The 14,516-nt window shown below is 51.4% G+C and carries 11 protein-coding genes and 1 other annotated feature (1 of these 12 running past the window's edge); of the genes, 3 read left to right on the forward strand and 8 right to left on the reverse strand.

Annotated features, from left to right (window positions below):
- Positions 1 to 131: a binding site (T-box leader), on the forward strand (it extends 244 nt beyond the left edge of the window).
- A 41-nt stretch (positions 132 to 172) separates the two neighbouring features.
- The 3 genes from JMI88_RS04650 to JMI88_RS04660 all read left to right on the forward strand — a co-directional run bounded on the left by JMI88_RS04650 (position 173) and on the right by JMI88_RS04660 (position 6,145).
- On the forward strand, positions 173 to 898 hold the full coding sequence (locus tag JMI88_RS04650) for an alanyl-tRNA editing protein (RefSeq protein WP_201360565.1): 726 nt from the start codon (positions 173 to 175) through the stop codon (positions 896 to 898).
- Between the two features lie 96 nt (positions 899 to 994).
- On the forward strand, positions 995 to 4,309 hold the full coding sequence (gene ileS / locus JMI88_RS04655; protein WP_201360566.1) for an isoleucine--tRNA ligase: 3,315 nt from the start codon (positions 995 to 997) through the stop codon (positions 4,307 to 4,309).
- Between the two features lie 336 nt (positions 4,310 to 4,645).
- Entirely contained in the window at positions 4,646 to 6,145 is a 1,500-nt protein-coding gene (locus tag JMI88_RS04660; protein ID WP_236022813.1) for an amidase, read from the forward strand.
- A gap of 97 nt (positions 6,146 to 6,242) precedes the next feature.
- Here the strand turns inward: JMI88_RS04660 and JMI88_RS04665 are convergent, their stop codons facing one another.
- The 8 genes from JMI88_RS04665 to argB form a co-directional block, all read right to left on the reverse strand.
- Positions 6,243 to 6,980, reverse strand: coding sequence for an HAD family hydrolase (locus tag JMI88_RS04665; protein ID WP_201360568.1), 738 nt, complete (start codon positions 6,978 to 6,980; stop codon positions 6,243 to 6,245).
- A gap of 18 nt (positions 6,981 to 6,998) precedes the next feature.
- Positions 6,999 to 7,712 carry an HAD family hydrolase gene (locus tag JMI88_RS04670; RefSeq protein WP_201360569.1) on the reverse strand — a complete coding sequence of 238 codons (714 nt, stop codon included), beginning with the start codon at positions 7,710 to 7,712 and terminating at the stop codon, positions 6,999 to 7,001.
- Between the two features lie 254 nt (positions 7,713 to 7,966).
- The gene (hisI, locus tag JMI88_RS04675) at positions 7,967 to 8,905 is read right to left on the reverse strand and encodes a phosphoribosyl-AMP cyclohydrolase (protein WP_201360570.1); all 939 of its coding nucleotides are present in this window, start codon (positions 8,903 to 8,905) and stop codon (positions 7,967 to 7,969) included.
- Positions 8,899 to 9,666: an imidazole glycerol phosphate synthase subunit HisF gene (hisF, locus tag JMI88_RS04680; RefSeq protein WP_201360571.1), complete on the reverse strand. Its 768-nt coding sequence runs from the start codon at positions 9,664 to 9,666 to the stop codon at positions 8,899 to 8,901. The genes hisI and hisF overlap by 7 nt, the downstream gene beginning before the upstream one ends.
- A 5-nt stretch (positions 9,667 to 9,671) precedes the next feature.
- Positions 9,672 to 10,388 (reverse strand): 1-(5-phosphoribosyl)-5-[(5-phosphoribosylamino)methylideneamino]imidazole-4-carboxamide isomerase, encoded by a 717-nt coding sequence (gene hisA, locus JMI88_RS04685; protein ID WP_201360572.1) that lies wholly within the window; start codon positions 10,386 to 10,388, stop codon positions 9,672 to 9,674.
- The gene (gene hisH / locus JMI88_RS04690; RefSeq protein ID WP_201360573.1) at positions 10,385 to 10,993 is read right to left on the reverse strand and encodes an imidazole glycerol phosphate synthase subunit HisH; all 609 of its coding nucleotides are present in this window, start codon (positions 10,991 to 10,993) and stop codon (positions 10,385 to 10,387) included. The genes hisA and hisH overlap by 4 nt, the downstream gene beginning before the upstream one ends.
- A gap of 66 nt (positions 10,994 to 11,059) precedes the next feature.
- Entirely contained in the window at positions 11,060 to 13,390 is a 2,331-nt protein-coding gene (locus JMI88_RS04695; protein ID WP_201360574.1) for an HAD family hydrolase, read from the reverse strand.
- A 221-nt stretch (positions 13,391 to 13,611) separates the two neighbouring features.
- A complete protein-coding gene (gene argB, locus JMI88_RS04700; protein ID WP_201360575.1) occupies positions 13,612 to 14,481 on the reverse strand; it encodes an acetylglutamate kinase in 870 nt (289 codons plus the stop codon).
- Between the last annotated feature and the right edge of the window lie 35 nt (positions 14,482 to 14,516).

The raw sequence follows: 14,516 nt of genomic DNA on the forward strand, positions 1-14,516 counted from the left end.
GCAGAACCGTTATCACGGAGAAACTCTCGCTGGGGGGTCGTCCGGAATATGTGTATTGAGTGAGCCTGGCCATGGAAGTGCCATGCCAGGCTAATCAGGGTGGTACCACGGGAGTTCCTCTCGTCCCTTTGTTGGACGAGGGTTTTTTTTGTTGAGGAAAAGGAACTTACAGATGAAAACCAAACTCCTTTACCATACAAATAGTTTCACGTATGAGTGTACAGCCACTGTCGTGGCTGTGGAGGGTGACGATATCGCGCTAGATGCTACCGTTTTCTATCCTGGTGGCGGTGGGCAGATGGCCGATCGAGGGATGATTACCTGGCCCGGTCAGGATTATCCCGCCAGCGTGATCGCTATGCATAAACGCGACGATGTCGTCTGGCATACCCTGGATTATCCACCGCCCCCCATTGGCACTGAAGTCGTCGGCACCATCGATTGGGACTTCCGTTACCAGATGATGCGTACTCATACGGCTCTACATATTCTTTGTGGTGTCATCTGGAAAGAATTTAATGTCCAGGTGACCGGCGGACAGATGTATCCGGATCGCGCACGTATGGATTTCGCGATGGAGAATCTGGATAAAGAGCGCATTGCCTATATCGAAGAAAAGGTTAATGAGGCTATCAAGGCGGATTATCCCATTCGGGTCTATTCGCTGCCACGCGAGAAGGCGTTTTCAATTCCTGATCTCGTACGCACCAAGGTTAATCTTTTACCACCCGAAATGGAGGAGATACGCATCGTTGAAATAGTTGGCCTGGATCTGCAGGCCGACGGCGGTACGCATGTCAACCATACCAGAGAGGTTGGCGGGATCCATATTACAAAAACTGAGAACAAGGGCAGAATCAATAAGCGCCTGGAGATTATGCTCGATTCTTCACAATAAATATTCTATTGGATTTATCAGGGCAGTTATTGTACAACTGCTATATTCATCTGCGAGGCGGCCTCTTGTGTGGCCATGGACGCAGAGGAGGACACCGTGTCAGTAAAATCTAGTGTATTCAAGCCGGTTGTGGCGGCCGATCGTGTCGATTATCCACAATTGGAGCACACCATCCAGCATTGGTGGGACGAACATGCCGTTCGTCAGCAGTATCTGAAACGCAATGAGCACAGCGAAAAGAAATTTTCTTTCCTGGATGGTCCTATTACCGCGAATAATCCCATGGGCGTCCATCATGCCTGGGGCCGAACCTATAAAGATCTTTATCAGCGCTTTAAGACGATGCAAGGCTATAAGCAGCGCTACCAGAATGGTTTTGATTGTCAGGGCCTCTGGGTCGAGGTAAACGTTGAGCAAGATCTGGGCCTGAAAACCAAACGCGATATCGAGAAGTACGGGATCGCGGCCTTTGTGGAACGCTGTAAAGAACGCGTGTTTACCTTTTCGAAACGCCAGACTGAACAGTCGATCCGCCTTGGCTATTGGATGGACTGGGGCAATGACTATTATACGCTCTCAGACGAGAATAACTATACGATCTGGCACTTTTTGAAGAAGTGTCAGGAGCGCAATCTGATCTATAAGGGCCGCGATGTGATGCCCTGGTGTCCACGCTGTGCGACCGGTATCTCCAATATGGAGATGGAGGCCGAGGGCTATAAAGAGCTGACCCACTTGAGCCTGTATGTTCGCTTCCCGCTGGTGGATCGTCCGGGTGAGTATCTGCTGGTCTGGACTACGACCCCGTGGACACTGGCGGCCAATGTGGCTGCCGCCGTTAATCCTGATCTGACCTATGTGAAAGTTGAGCAGGATGGGGAGTACTACTACCTGGCCGAACAGTTGCTCCCGGTGCTCAAGGGGCTCAAAGGACACGATAAGGGCGATTATAAGGTGGTGGAGACCCTTAAGGGCTCTGACCTGGTCGGTTGGAAGTATCGGGGTCCATTTGATGAACTGCCTGCTGAGAAGGATGTGGCACATACAGTAGTGCCCTGGAAAGAAGCCAATGCCAGTGAGGGAACCGGCATCGTGCATATCGCTCCGGGCTGTGGTCGTGAGGACTTCGGGCTATCCAAGGAATTTGGGCTGGCCGTGGTGGCTCCTGTCGATGAGTTCGGTATCTATAAAGAGGGCTTTGATTGGTTGACCGGCAAACATACCTCTGAGGTTGCGAAACCGATCGCTGAGAACCTGACCCAGAAGGGCCTGCTCTACCGCCCACAAAACTATAAACACCGCTATCCAACCTGCTGGCGCTGTAAAACTGAGCTGATCTTCCGCCTGGTTGACGAGTGGTTCATCTCGATGGAGACCCTGCGCTATGAGATCATGGATGTGGTGCGCCAGATCCAGTGGATCCCGGCCTTTGGCTTTGATCGCGAGATGGATTGGCTGCGCAATATGGACGATTGGATGATCTCGAAGAAGCGTTACTGGGGCCTGGCCCTGCCAATCTTCGATTGTCAGCAATGTGGCAATTTTGAGGTTATCGGTAGCCAGGAGGAACTGAAAGAGCGTGCCGTCGCTGGCTGGGAGGAGTTTGAAGGCCATACCCCACACCGCCCGTACATCGATGAGGTCAAGATCGCCTGTAAAAAATGTGGTAGCAAGGTCTCGCGCATCAAAGACGTTGGCAATCCCTGGCTGGATGCGGGTATCGTTCCCTATTCAACACTCCACTATCTCACCAATCATGAGCAGTGGCAGCAGTGGTTCCCGGCTGACTTTGTGACTGAGTCCTTCCCGGGCCAGTTTAGAAACTGGTTCTACTCCATGCTGGTCATGAGTACGGTGTTAGAGAAGACCGCGCCTTTCAAGACCCTGTTTGGTTATGCCACGTTGATGTCGGAAGATGGCACGCCGATGCATAAATCCAAGGGTAATATGGTCATCTTCGACGATGCCGCTGAGAGCGTTGGTTCAGATACTATGCGCTGGCTCTATACCAACCATACACCCGAGCAAAACCTGAACTTCCCGGCCATCCCGGGCGAGGCGGAAATCCAGAAAGCCAGCGAGACCGGTATGCCGGTGCGCTTGAGCGAGAAGTGGATGTTGACCCGTCGTACCCTGGATAAGATTTGGAATGTCTACTGGTTCTTTGTAACCTATGCCAATATCGATCAGTTCGATCCAACGCAACATCAGTTGCCGGTGGCGCGACGCAGTGAACTGGATCGCTGGATCATCTCAGAACTGCATCAAACTATCCGTGATGTTACGGCTAATCTGGAACAGTATGACACCACGAAGCCAGCCGAGGCCATCCAGGGTTTCCTGGAAGATCTATCTAACTGGTACTTGCGCCGTAGTCGTGAGCGCATCTGGAAATCACAACTGGATGAGGATAAGGTTGCTGCGTACCTGACTCTCTATGAGAGCCTGACGACGCTGATCACGTTGTTGGCTCCTTTTATGCCCTTCCTGACCGAAGAGCTTTATCAGAATCTGGTGCGTAGCGTTGATGAGCAGGCACCGTTGAGCGTCCATCTGCAGGACTGGCCTGAGGTCCGTTCAGAGCTGATCGACGAGAAGCTGACGAACGAGACCCATCTGGTGATGCGTATCGTTGGACTCGGTCGTGCTGCCCGTGAGAAGGCTCAAATCCGCGTTCGCCAGCCTTTGAACGCGCTCTATGTCCATGTGCCCAGCAGCGCTGAGGAAGAGGCTCTGCAACGCTTGAGCGAGCAGGTCCTGGAAGAGCTGAACATCAAACGGCTGGAGCTCATCAGCGCAGACAGCGATATGCTGGCCTACACGGTTCGGCCTCAGGTCAAAATCCTGGGACCCAAATATGGTCCGTTGGTCCAGAAAATTCTGGCTCATCTCAAGGGCTTGTCGGCCCACGAGGCTCAGGAGGCTGCAACGCAGTTGAATACCACTGGTACTCTGACCTTTACCGTGGCCGACAAAGAAGTCAGTCTCACCTCTGATGAGGTCTCGATCCTGGCTACGGCTCGTCCGGGCTTCGTTACCGCAGAAGAGCGTGGCTATATCGCTGCTCTGGAAACCACGATCACGCCTCAATTGCGTGAGGAAGGTATGGTGCGCGATCTGATCCACTTTATACAGGATATGCGTAAAAAGGCTGGCTTCAACATCGAAGACCATATCGGGGTCGCGCTCTACACTGAGGTTGAGTTGGCGCACATTCTGCAGCCATATCAGCATGAGATCATGGTCGAAACCCTGGCCGCCAATCTCCTGCTCTCAATCAGTCAGCGTGACTACCCATCCTTTGAAGAGGTCTATCGCGAACGCATCTCGCCCGAGTCCAGCAAAAAACTCGAAGGCTACACTATCGAGGTCGTTCTCGGCAAAAATGTCCGCGACAGTAGCCACCTCTAACCTTTCATACTCACAGATGCAGGCCCGCCCGTGTGATGGCGGGCCTGCACTTTTTTCAACTATAGGCTTTATGGACTATTAAAGTAGTTCTATCCGTGTACGATAGAACCTTTTTTTGCTATAATAATGCAATTGTAACCAGTGAATGATAGGTTAAAATTTCATTTAAGTTAATAGCAAATGTTATTAGCCTGTATCTCTTTTCATTCTCGTTACACTTCTTTTACAGGAGGAATTTTTTATTAATTTATTCTTTCCTGTCCGTTTATCTCTATTTAGTTCATCTCGCGAACACAAATTCGCTCTTAACCAATGGAATACGGCAAGGGTAGATTCATGCATTTGGAAGAAGTTACCATTAATGAGCTGCAGGCCTCAATGGCCGAAGGCAAACTCACAGCACGTCAGTTGGTTGAATACTATGTAGAACGTATACATGCTATTGATCAGAACGGTCCAACGCTAAAATCGATTATTGAGCTTAACCCGGATGCTCTGGAAATTGCTGATACGCTCGATCAGGAGCGCATTAAACAGAGTGTGCGCGGCCCTTTACACGGCATCCCGGTAATCATCAAAGATAATATCGCGACAGCTGATAAGATGCAGACAACCGCTGGCTCACTGGCACTCCTCGGTGCGCGTCCGCCGCGGGATGCCTTTGTGGCACAGAAGCTGCGCGAGGCGGGGGCGGTTATTCTGGGCAAAGCCAACTTGAGCGAGTGGGCAAATCTACGTGGACATCCATCGATCAGTGGCTGGAGTGGCCGCGGTGGCCAGACGCGCAATCCTTATGTACTGGATCGCACACCCTGTGGCTCCAGTTCAGGTTCGGCGGTGGCAGTAGCCGCTAATCTGACGACCGTCTCCCTGGGTACGGAAACGGATGGTTCGATCCTCTGTCCCGCCTCGATTTGCGATGTGGTGGGCATTAAACCAACTGTTGGCTTGACCAGCCGAGCGGGCGTGATCCCGATCTCACACAATCAAGACACAATTGGGCCCTTTGGTCGCACCGTGACCGATGCTGCGATTCTGCTGGGTGCGATTATCGGCGTGGATGAGCGCGATGAGATGACCGCTGCGAGTGAAGGTAAATATCACACAGATTATACGCAATTCCTTGATGCCAGTGCACTGCGAGGAGCACGTATTGGTGTGGCCCGTGATGTTTACTTTGGCTATAGTCCAAAAGCAAATCGCTTGATCGAGACAGTTTTGCACACACTCGAGGAAGCAGGAGCAATTCTGATAGATCCTGCCAATATCCCTACCGCCAAACAGATGGAATCCTCATCGGCGGAAAATCTCGTGCTGATCACTGATCTAAAGGCAGATATGAATGCCTACCTGAGTGAACTGGTAGAGTCTCCAGTGCGCACCCTTGCCGACCTGATCGCCTTCAATGAGGCGCATGCCGAGCAGGAATTGAGTTTATTTGGTCAGGAGATGTTCATTGCAGCCGAAGCCACTGCTGGTCTTGATGATCCCGCGTACATCCAGGCCCTGGCAGAGAGCCATCGCCTCGCTCGTCAGGAAGGTATCGACGCTGTTATGGATCGGTATCAGTTAGATGCGCTAGTCATGCCAACCTGCAGTCCTGGCTGGTATATCGATAACGTTAATGGGGACCACTATACTGGCAGTAGTACTCAACCCGCTGCGCTGGCTGGCTATCCCGCCATCAATGTGCCAGCAGGTCATGTTCAGGAACTCCCGGTAGGCGTTACCTTTATGGGCCGCGCCTACAGTGAGCCTACCCTGATCAAGCTTGCCTATGCCTTCGAGCAAATGACGCAAGCTCGCCAAAAACCAAAATTTCTACCCACCATCTAATCAGCAGACAACAGGCGACTGTTTCTCGCTATAAGTGAGAAACGGTCGCTGGATCAAAGGTATGTATATTCTTTTTGCATGTTGTTTCGATGCTTATTCATGAGTTGAGAGTTTCGAGCAAAGGCAAAAGTTCGGCGAGCTGGATAATGGTTGCAGTCGGTTGAATATGAGAGGGCTCAGGCCAGGGGTAGGGAGTCTTTTTCCAGATACCACGCATGCCTGCCCCGAGGGCTCCTGAAACATCATCAATCAGACGATCTCCTACCATAACACATTCAACTGGGTCAACCTCCAACAGTTTGCTCACGAGACGAAATACTTCTGGGTGTGGTTTAGAGTGTGGGAGCTCTGAGGTATACAATACGACATCCAGTAAACTGTCGAGGCCATGCGTGGCCAGGTCTGAGTTATGCCAGGCCGCGGCCCACCAGGTATTGGAGAGCAGGCCAATCCGATATCCCTGTTTGCGCAGGCTGAGCAGGGTCGGAACGGCATCTGGAAAGACCATTGACCAACCGTTGACGGCCTGACCATAGCCATCGAGGGCTATACGCAGTTCGGTAGCACTGACTGTACAATTAAGGACCTGAAAGCCTTCCTGCAACACTTCTTCTGGAGTAGCACTGGCTTGTATTGTGTTGACACGTTGCCAGTGAGCCAGTTCAGCCCCGCGCATAGCATCGACATAGTACTCCTTCTCCGGCCACTGACGGTCAGGAACTTTGCGACATAAATATTCATAGGATAATCCCCATCGTCGAAGCACATCCTCATCCCAATCCGGCCAGTCAATCAGCGTTCCACCAAGATCAAAAATGACAGCTCGAATAGCCATAATACTCATTTATCCCTTCTAAACCACTAACGCTTCATCCACCAGAGCTAACACTTCCTTTAAGGTCTCGATCCTCGGCCCCCGCCAGCCATCAACCTCTTGCTGATGCTCGTCGTGTCCTTTATCCTTTTCGTGTGGCGCGCAGATAAGAACGGCCTGCATCCCAACAGCTACCGCACCTGTCAATTCGCGGCTCCCTCCATCTCCAACATACAGGCAATGCTCCGGAGGAATACCCAGGCGCTCGAAGGCCAGTGCATAAATATGTGGATCTGGCTTCTTTAATTTAACCACACACGAGAAAATCGGCACATCGATCAAAGGGGCCAGTGCCGAGGTTTCCCACAGTTGAGGCACTTCCATCGAACAGTCGCTGATCAATGCACGAGCGTAACCAGCCTCTTTCAGGCAGCGCAGGGTCTCGACTGTATCCACCCGAGGCACTAATGAGCGCCGCGAATAGTCTAAGCGCATCCGGGCCGCCTCTTCCAGTTGTGCTTCTGTAGGTACCACGCCTAAGCTGGTACAGACATAGCTGAAAGCCGCCTGCACAGTCGGAAATTCACCACGCATACGTTTGGGCCAGAGAACACCATTCCATAGATGAATAAACTCTGAGGCAGGCACTTGCAACACATCAGCAAGCTGAGTCAAAAGTTGCTTAAAAGCTATTGGTGGAAAATTATCGACCAGTGTCCCAAAAAGATCAAAAATGATAGCATCATACTTCATATCTCCTCCTCTCAACCCATTAAATTTGCATATCATTATATCACTATTACAGCTTTTTCTTGCCGTTATTTGAGAATATTTTTGATTGTCAGAATGTGCCCGACTCGCATGCGCTCCCTAATCTCTGTGCATACATTTTCGCACCTGCGGTACTCAAAAGTGTAGAATATGTGGTGTGGAAAATGTTCTTGTTGCATTTTCCACACCACATACTCTACACAGCTCGAGCGCACATACGCCGAGCTGTGAATAATTTACTTCAGCAAGCCTTTGCTGCGCATCTGATCAAGGTCGTATTCGACAGGAGCCAGGGGGCTGATACCGGCGGAGACACAGGCCCAACCAATGAGGGCAAATCCAGCCGTCAGGCCACGTACCAGATGGGCCTGATCATTGGAGGCCAGGAACTCAATCGCTTTCTGCCGTAATTCATTAATCTGGTCCTCCGTATAATGTGCGATAAAACCCTGGAGAACGGCAGTGTGCGGGTTAAAACTACCATAGTCTAATTGATTGATGGCTGCCAGCAAGAAAAGCCAGTACCCTACCTGGCTCCCCTCTAATGTGGTATCCTCTTGCAAACCTGTATGGACGTGTTCACCTGTTTGTACGCCAGCCAGCTCCCCCAGTTCGTCGGCCAGGCGGCCCACGAGAAAGCTGTGATTCTTTTCGTGCAGCAGGCGTGATGTGTTGGAGGTTGCGGTGTGGTCCTGATCACGCAACAAAATATAAACAGCATATAGCTGGCGCAAAGCTTGCTCAAGCTCTAGTGGAGTCTGCGATTGGCCTGTATCAGTGGTCATAGGCTCTCCTTCGCTTTGTTCAGTCTCGTACACATCTGCAGGATCAAAGATGCGTTCGGCCACGACTTCAAAACTTTCATCTGGTAATATGCGCCGATAATAACAGCTATGATAACCTTCGTGGCAGGCGGCTTCACCATGCTGTTGGACGCGAATCATCAGGCTATTCTCTTCACAGTTAATGAAGATATCGCGTACCTCCTGGACATTCCCCGATTGTTCGCCTTTATGCCAGATTTTGTTACGTGAGCGACTGAAGAAATGGGTCTGCCCGGTCTGGCGAGTAAGCTGATAGGCCTCTTGATTCATAAAGGCAACCAGCAAGACATCGCCTGTTGTATCGTCTACGATTACAGCCGGGACCAGACCCTGGCTATCAAAATTCAGCATGGTCGTACTACTACCCCTTTTGTTTGTAAGTAGTGCTTGACGTCGCGCACTCGAAATTCACCAAAGTGGAAGATTGAGGCCGCTAGCACGGCATCAGCACCGCCCTGGGTTAAACCTTCATACATATGCTCCAGTGTGCCGACACCACCCGAAGCAATTACCGGCACTGTGACCGCAGCAGAAACTTTAGCATTGAGCGTAAGGTCATAACCACTCTTTGTACCATCGCGGTCCATACTGGTCAATAGAATCTCTCCAGCACCTAGTTCGACACCGCGCTTCGCCCATTCCAGTACATCCAGGCCCGTGGGCGTGCGCCCACCATGCACATAGACTTCGTAGCCGCTGGGCATGGCTGGATTGGAGCGAGCATCGATGGCCAGCACGATACACTGCGCTCCAAATTGTTCGGAGCCTGCGGTGATTAACCGTGGATTCTGGACGGCGGCGGTGTTGACAGAGGTTTTGTCGGCGCCAGCACCCAGGGTCGCGCGGATATCTTCAACTGAGCGAATACCACCACCGACCGTGACCGGAATAAATACTTGCTCTGCCGTACGTCGTACAACGTCTAGCATGGTAGCTCGGTTTTCATATGATGCAGTGATATCCAGAAAGGTTATTTCGTCCGCGCCTTCTTGATTATACAATTTTGCCAGCTCGACCGGATCACCTGCATCGCGCAGATTGACAAAGCTGACACCCTTGACTACACGTCCATTCATGACGTCCAAACAGGGAATAATACGTTTGGTGAGCATGGCTTTTACCTCTCAATTTCGCCAATAGCTGTTGCGAGATCGACAGCACCTGTGTAGATTGCTTTGCCAATGATGGCGCCTTCAACACCGCTCTGTGATAAAGCCTGCAGGTCGGCTAACGAACTGACTCCGCCAGAGGCGATCAGAGAGCTCGTTATCGCTTGCTGCATCTCGGTGAGAGCTTTCAGGTTGGGACCGGTCAGGGCGCCATCACGGGCGATATCGGTATACACAAAACGCTGTACGCCCAGTTCACTCAGTTCACGAGCCAGGGCGACCGCTGTTACCTGTGAGGTTTCTATCCAACCAGCAATTGCTACCAGCCCATCTCGCGCATCTAATCCAACTACGATGCGCTCACCCCAGCGCTCTAATGCTTGCCGCAACAAATCCCGGTTGGTGATCGCTACCGTGCCCAGAATCACGCGGTCTACGCCCAGTCCAAGCACCTGCTCAATATGTTCTAGCGTGCGCATGCCGCCACCAACCTCGATACGTAATGTGGTCGCCGCCCGAATGCGCTTGATCAATTCAACATTAACAGGGTAGCCCGCTTTTGCTCCATCCAGATCAACCAGGTGCAGCCAGGAGGCACCTGCCTCTTGCCAGCGTAGCGCCACCTGTACCGGATCGGTATCATAGGTGGTTACTTGTGCATAATCGCCCTGGAACAGGCGCACACAGCGCCCATCTTTAATATCAATAGCCGGTAAAATGATCATTGCTTCACCCATTTCACAAAATTTTTGAGCAGTTGCATTCCTATATCTCCACTCTTCTCGGGATGAAATTGCGTGCCCCAGACCTGGTCGGTGGCAATCACACTACAGTATGGGGAACCATAGTCGGTCACTGCAGCTACGCCTGTTTGATCTTGTGGTTCGACATAATATGAATGCGCAAAGTAGAAGTAAGCGTCGGATGGCAACTCGGCGAAAATGGGCAGATCAGGTTGCAGAGCCTGGATCTGGTTCCATCCCATGTGTGGAATTTTGGGACCATGCGGAATGCGGCGCACAGATCCCCGGAACAGACGCAAACCTGCTACTTCACCCTCTTCATGGTGGTCCGCGAGCAACTGCATTCCCAGGCAGATGCCTAAAAATGGTTTGCCTTGAAATGTGGCTTCGCGAATCGCGTTATCAAGTCCACGCGAGCTCATGCGTGCCATAGCAGCGCCACCAGAACCAACTCCGGGCAGAACCACAGCCTGAGCCTTCGCCACTACCTGGGGATCATCCGTCACCTGCACTTGCGCGCCCACATGCTCGAGTGCCTTCTCAATGCTGTGAATATTGCCCGCACCATAATCGATAATGGCAATCATGATAGTACCCTCCTGGCATAAAAATCAACAGCTATTCACACTACTATCCATCTTGGAGATACCATTTTAAAAGATCAAGATATTCCCCATCTGCATCACCTGCGAGAGTCCTAACCAACAAATTGCCGCCGACCGCTTCGTGTCATCTAGCAGGTTAACGGTTAACAATGGACAACACAGTAAGGCCAGTCGCACTATCTCTTCCCAGTTGTCCGGTAGCGCTCGCTGCTCACGTAATAACTCGACCATCTGGGGCAGTAGATATGTTCTTTTGGTATCCAGTATGGCCTGCCGTACCGGGGTCAGAGCATAGTTGTGCTCGACTATGATCCTCTTATCCTGCACCTGTACGGCAATGGAAAGTTCCCGTTCAATCTCCTGTGGAAAATACATCCAGGTCGCAAACACATTGTGGAAATATGGTTTGACGATATCCAATAGAGGCGTATGCCGGCCCGCGAAAGCAGGGTCGAAGTATTGATAATGCGCCTGCTGCTCCAGAAAAACATTGCCAAAGTGGGCATCCCCGTGGCCAATGGCGGTTAAGGCGGCCTGAGAGGGCTGCAATACTCCCTTTGCCCGCTCAAGTAGTTGCCCCAGTGTCCGCCCATATGTCCCTATCTCTTCGCCATTAATCGTCCATTCATACTGTAAGAGCTCGGCAAAGGAGAGTCCCAGTCCACCTTCTTCAGCCTTTGGTTGACCAGGGAAGGGAAACCATTTGTCTTCGTAGAAACTGGCCAGTCGTCCTCCCATCAAACGATGCCAGAAAAGCTGGTGAATGGGAGCTTGAGCATGTTCAGCTGCAGTGCTCTTGCTGAGAGTAGAGCGATAAATCTCCAGTAAACGCTCGCATTCTCGTCGCTCGGCCGCTGCCAGCAACTCTACATTCGCCTGCGAGGTGTCACCGGTCTCTACGGCTCGCATCAAATCAAACATTACCGGAGCACTGACTACAGGATAAATGACCATTTGCTGACCCTTCTGGTGGACGGTACGCAAAGGTCGCACAATGTTATAACCAGCTTTGTACAACAATTCTGCATGGTAGTATTCTTCGAGAATACCCTGCTCTTCTACATGCGTCTTAAAGAAGTATTCTTCGGCTCCGACGCGATACACGCCATTGAAGGAATTGAGCGAGACCGCTTTGGGGGTCAGGCGTATCTCATCTACAACCAGGTCCATGTGATGAATAAACCAACGCTTCAGAAGAACTTCGGCCTTGTCACGCTCTAGAAATTGCATACGCTGAATCGTTGCCAGATCATCCAGGCGCTGCAATAGCTCTGGCACTCTGGTGACATCGGGTATCATAAAGTCGGGCTGGCTCTCTTCCAGTAGACGGCGCGCTTCAGCGGTCATTGCCCCCGTCAGGACGGCGACAACCAGGGCTCCGGCCGCCTGCCCCCCACGAACATCGCTGGTTGTGTCGCCAATCACGATGAAACTGCCACGTGGCAAAACAGGCTGATGGGGCTGATAATCTGGATCAGCTGCAGCTAAAAATTGGTAAGGATGGGGCTTGACCAGCGAAGTGCTATCTCCCCGAGCCAGCAATTGCTCTTCGGCATGCGCAACCTCGGTATGGGTCAGCACACGGCGGGGATCAAAATACTCGAACAGGCCGTAATTTTGTAGTGGGACGATGGCCTCGCGCCCTGGACGACCCGTGGCTACACCCAGGATATAGCCTTGCTCACGCAGGGTCTGTAGAGTTGCGCGCAATGCCTCAACATCCAGGATGGGCTTCTCCAGGTAGATACATCCATAACGACCTTGCTGCGAAGGGGCATGGTGGTACTCCTGCTCATACAATTGATCACCAAGGTAAATCTCTTGAAATAGCTCCTGACACAGATTCCAGAAAGGACTGTAGCGGGCGAAAACGCCTTCAACTGGCTGACCAAGTAGCTCGCTGGCATATTGGTTCAGGTGCTCAAAAAGTTCAAAACCAATATAATTTTGAAAAGGAGGTTTTTCCAGTAGCTTGTAGGAAGTTCGACCGAGCGTCTTTTCACCTTCAAGATGGTCGAGGGCCTGGCGGAATAGAGCCATCCAACCCGGATTCCAGGGCTGCAAAGGAAACAAGGTTGCGCGATCGGGGATCCTGGCCAGTAAATCAACCAGGCAGACGCTGACTGCAGCATAGCAGGTGTCCCAATTAGAATTAATCGAGCGTGCCTTAAATCCCAGCATGATCTCTTCAGGCAACACTTCGTGGCTTAAACGATCACATTCTTCAGCTGTAGCCGGCGGCACATAGCTTTCAGCCCTCTGCAGATCCCAGTAGCGAGGGCTGTATGCGATTTCGTGAAGAACCAGGCCTGCTGTAACCCAGTAAGCCTCTTCACTTGTAATTACACCATCTAGATCAAATACAACAACGTTGCTCAAAACATCCCTTTCAATTGCTCAGGCGCATTCCTGCTGCTAATATGTTTGATTATCGGCAGTAGCAAGCTCCACTTCACTTTTTGCACCTTACTCATGTGTGATACATATCTCAAAGATAGTGTATCATTCTATTGTGAGGTTCGGCGATAAATAACACAAAAAAGGACAGCCAACGGTATTTCTGACTGTCCCCTTTGACGATACGCTCGTTTTAGTTGTGGCTAGCGAATAATCATTGTGCCGGCGCCCTTATCAGTGAACAGCTCACGCAGCAAGACATGCGAATCCCGACCATCTACAATATGGACACGTGGTACTGCTACCAGCGCATCCAGACAGGCCGTCACCTTTGGGATCATGCCTCCATGAATGACACCATCGTCAATCAGCTTCCTGGCTTCTGACTCGCGCAATTCGGAAATCAAGTTGCCATCGGAGCCACAGATGCCGGACACGTTGCTTAAGAAGATGAGTTTCTCTGCGTTCAGCGCACCAGCCAGGTGTGCCGCTACCAGGTCGGCATTAATATTCAAGCAGGTGCCATCCGGCCCTTCGCTCAGTGGAGCTACAATCGGAATATAACCATCTTTTAACAGGGCCTCCACTGGCGTTGGATCTACCGAATCTACTTCGCCCACAAAACCGAGGCGCTCATCAATCATATGTGCTCGCACCATGCCTCCATCTGTTCCTGACAAACCAATGGCCTTGCCGCCCATCTGCGAAGCCATCAGTACGAGGCCCTGGTTTACCTGTCCTAGCAAAACCATGCGCACGACCTCAAGCGTGGCCGCATCGGTGACTCGCAGTCCATTGACGAAGCGGGTCGGTAAATTGAGCTTTGTAAGCCATTCGTTGATATAGGGGCCCCCACCATGCACCAGTACAGGGTAAGCACCCAGAGCACGCAGCCAGATGATATCTTGCAAAACCGCACGCTGATGCTCCAGTGTACTACCACCCAGCTTGATAACCAGCGTTTTGCCCTTTAAAAAGTCAATGTATGGCAGTGCTTCACCCAGTACCTGCGCAATAAGATGATGGTCGCTGATAACATCACCCTCCGGGGTGCGTGAAAATGAGATTGCCATGAGCTGTACTCCTCAGAATAGATGATTGCAAAAAA

This window comes from Dictyobacter formicarum (assembly GCF_016587435.1).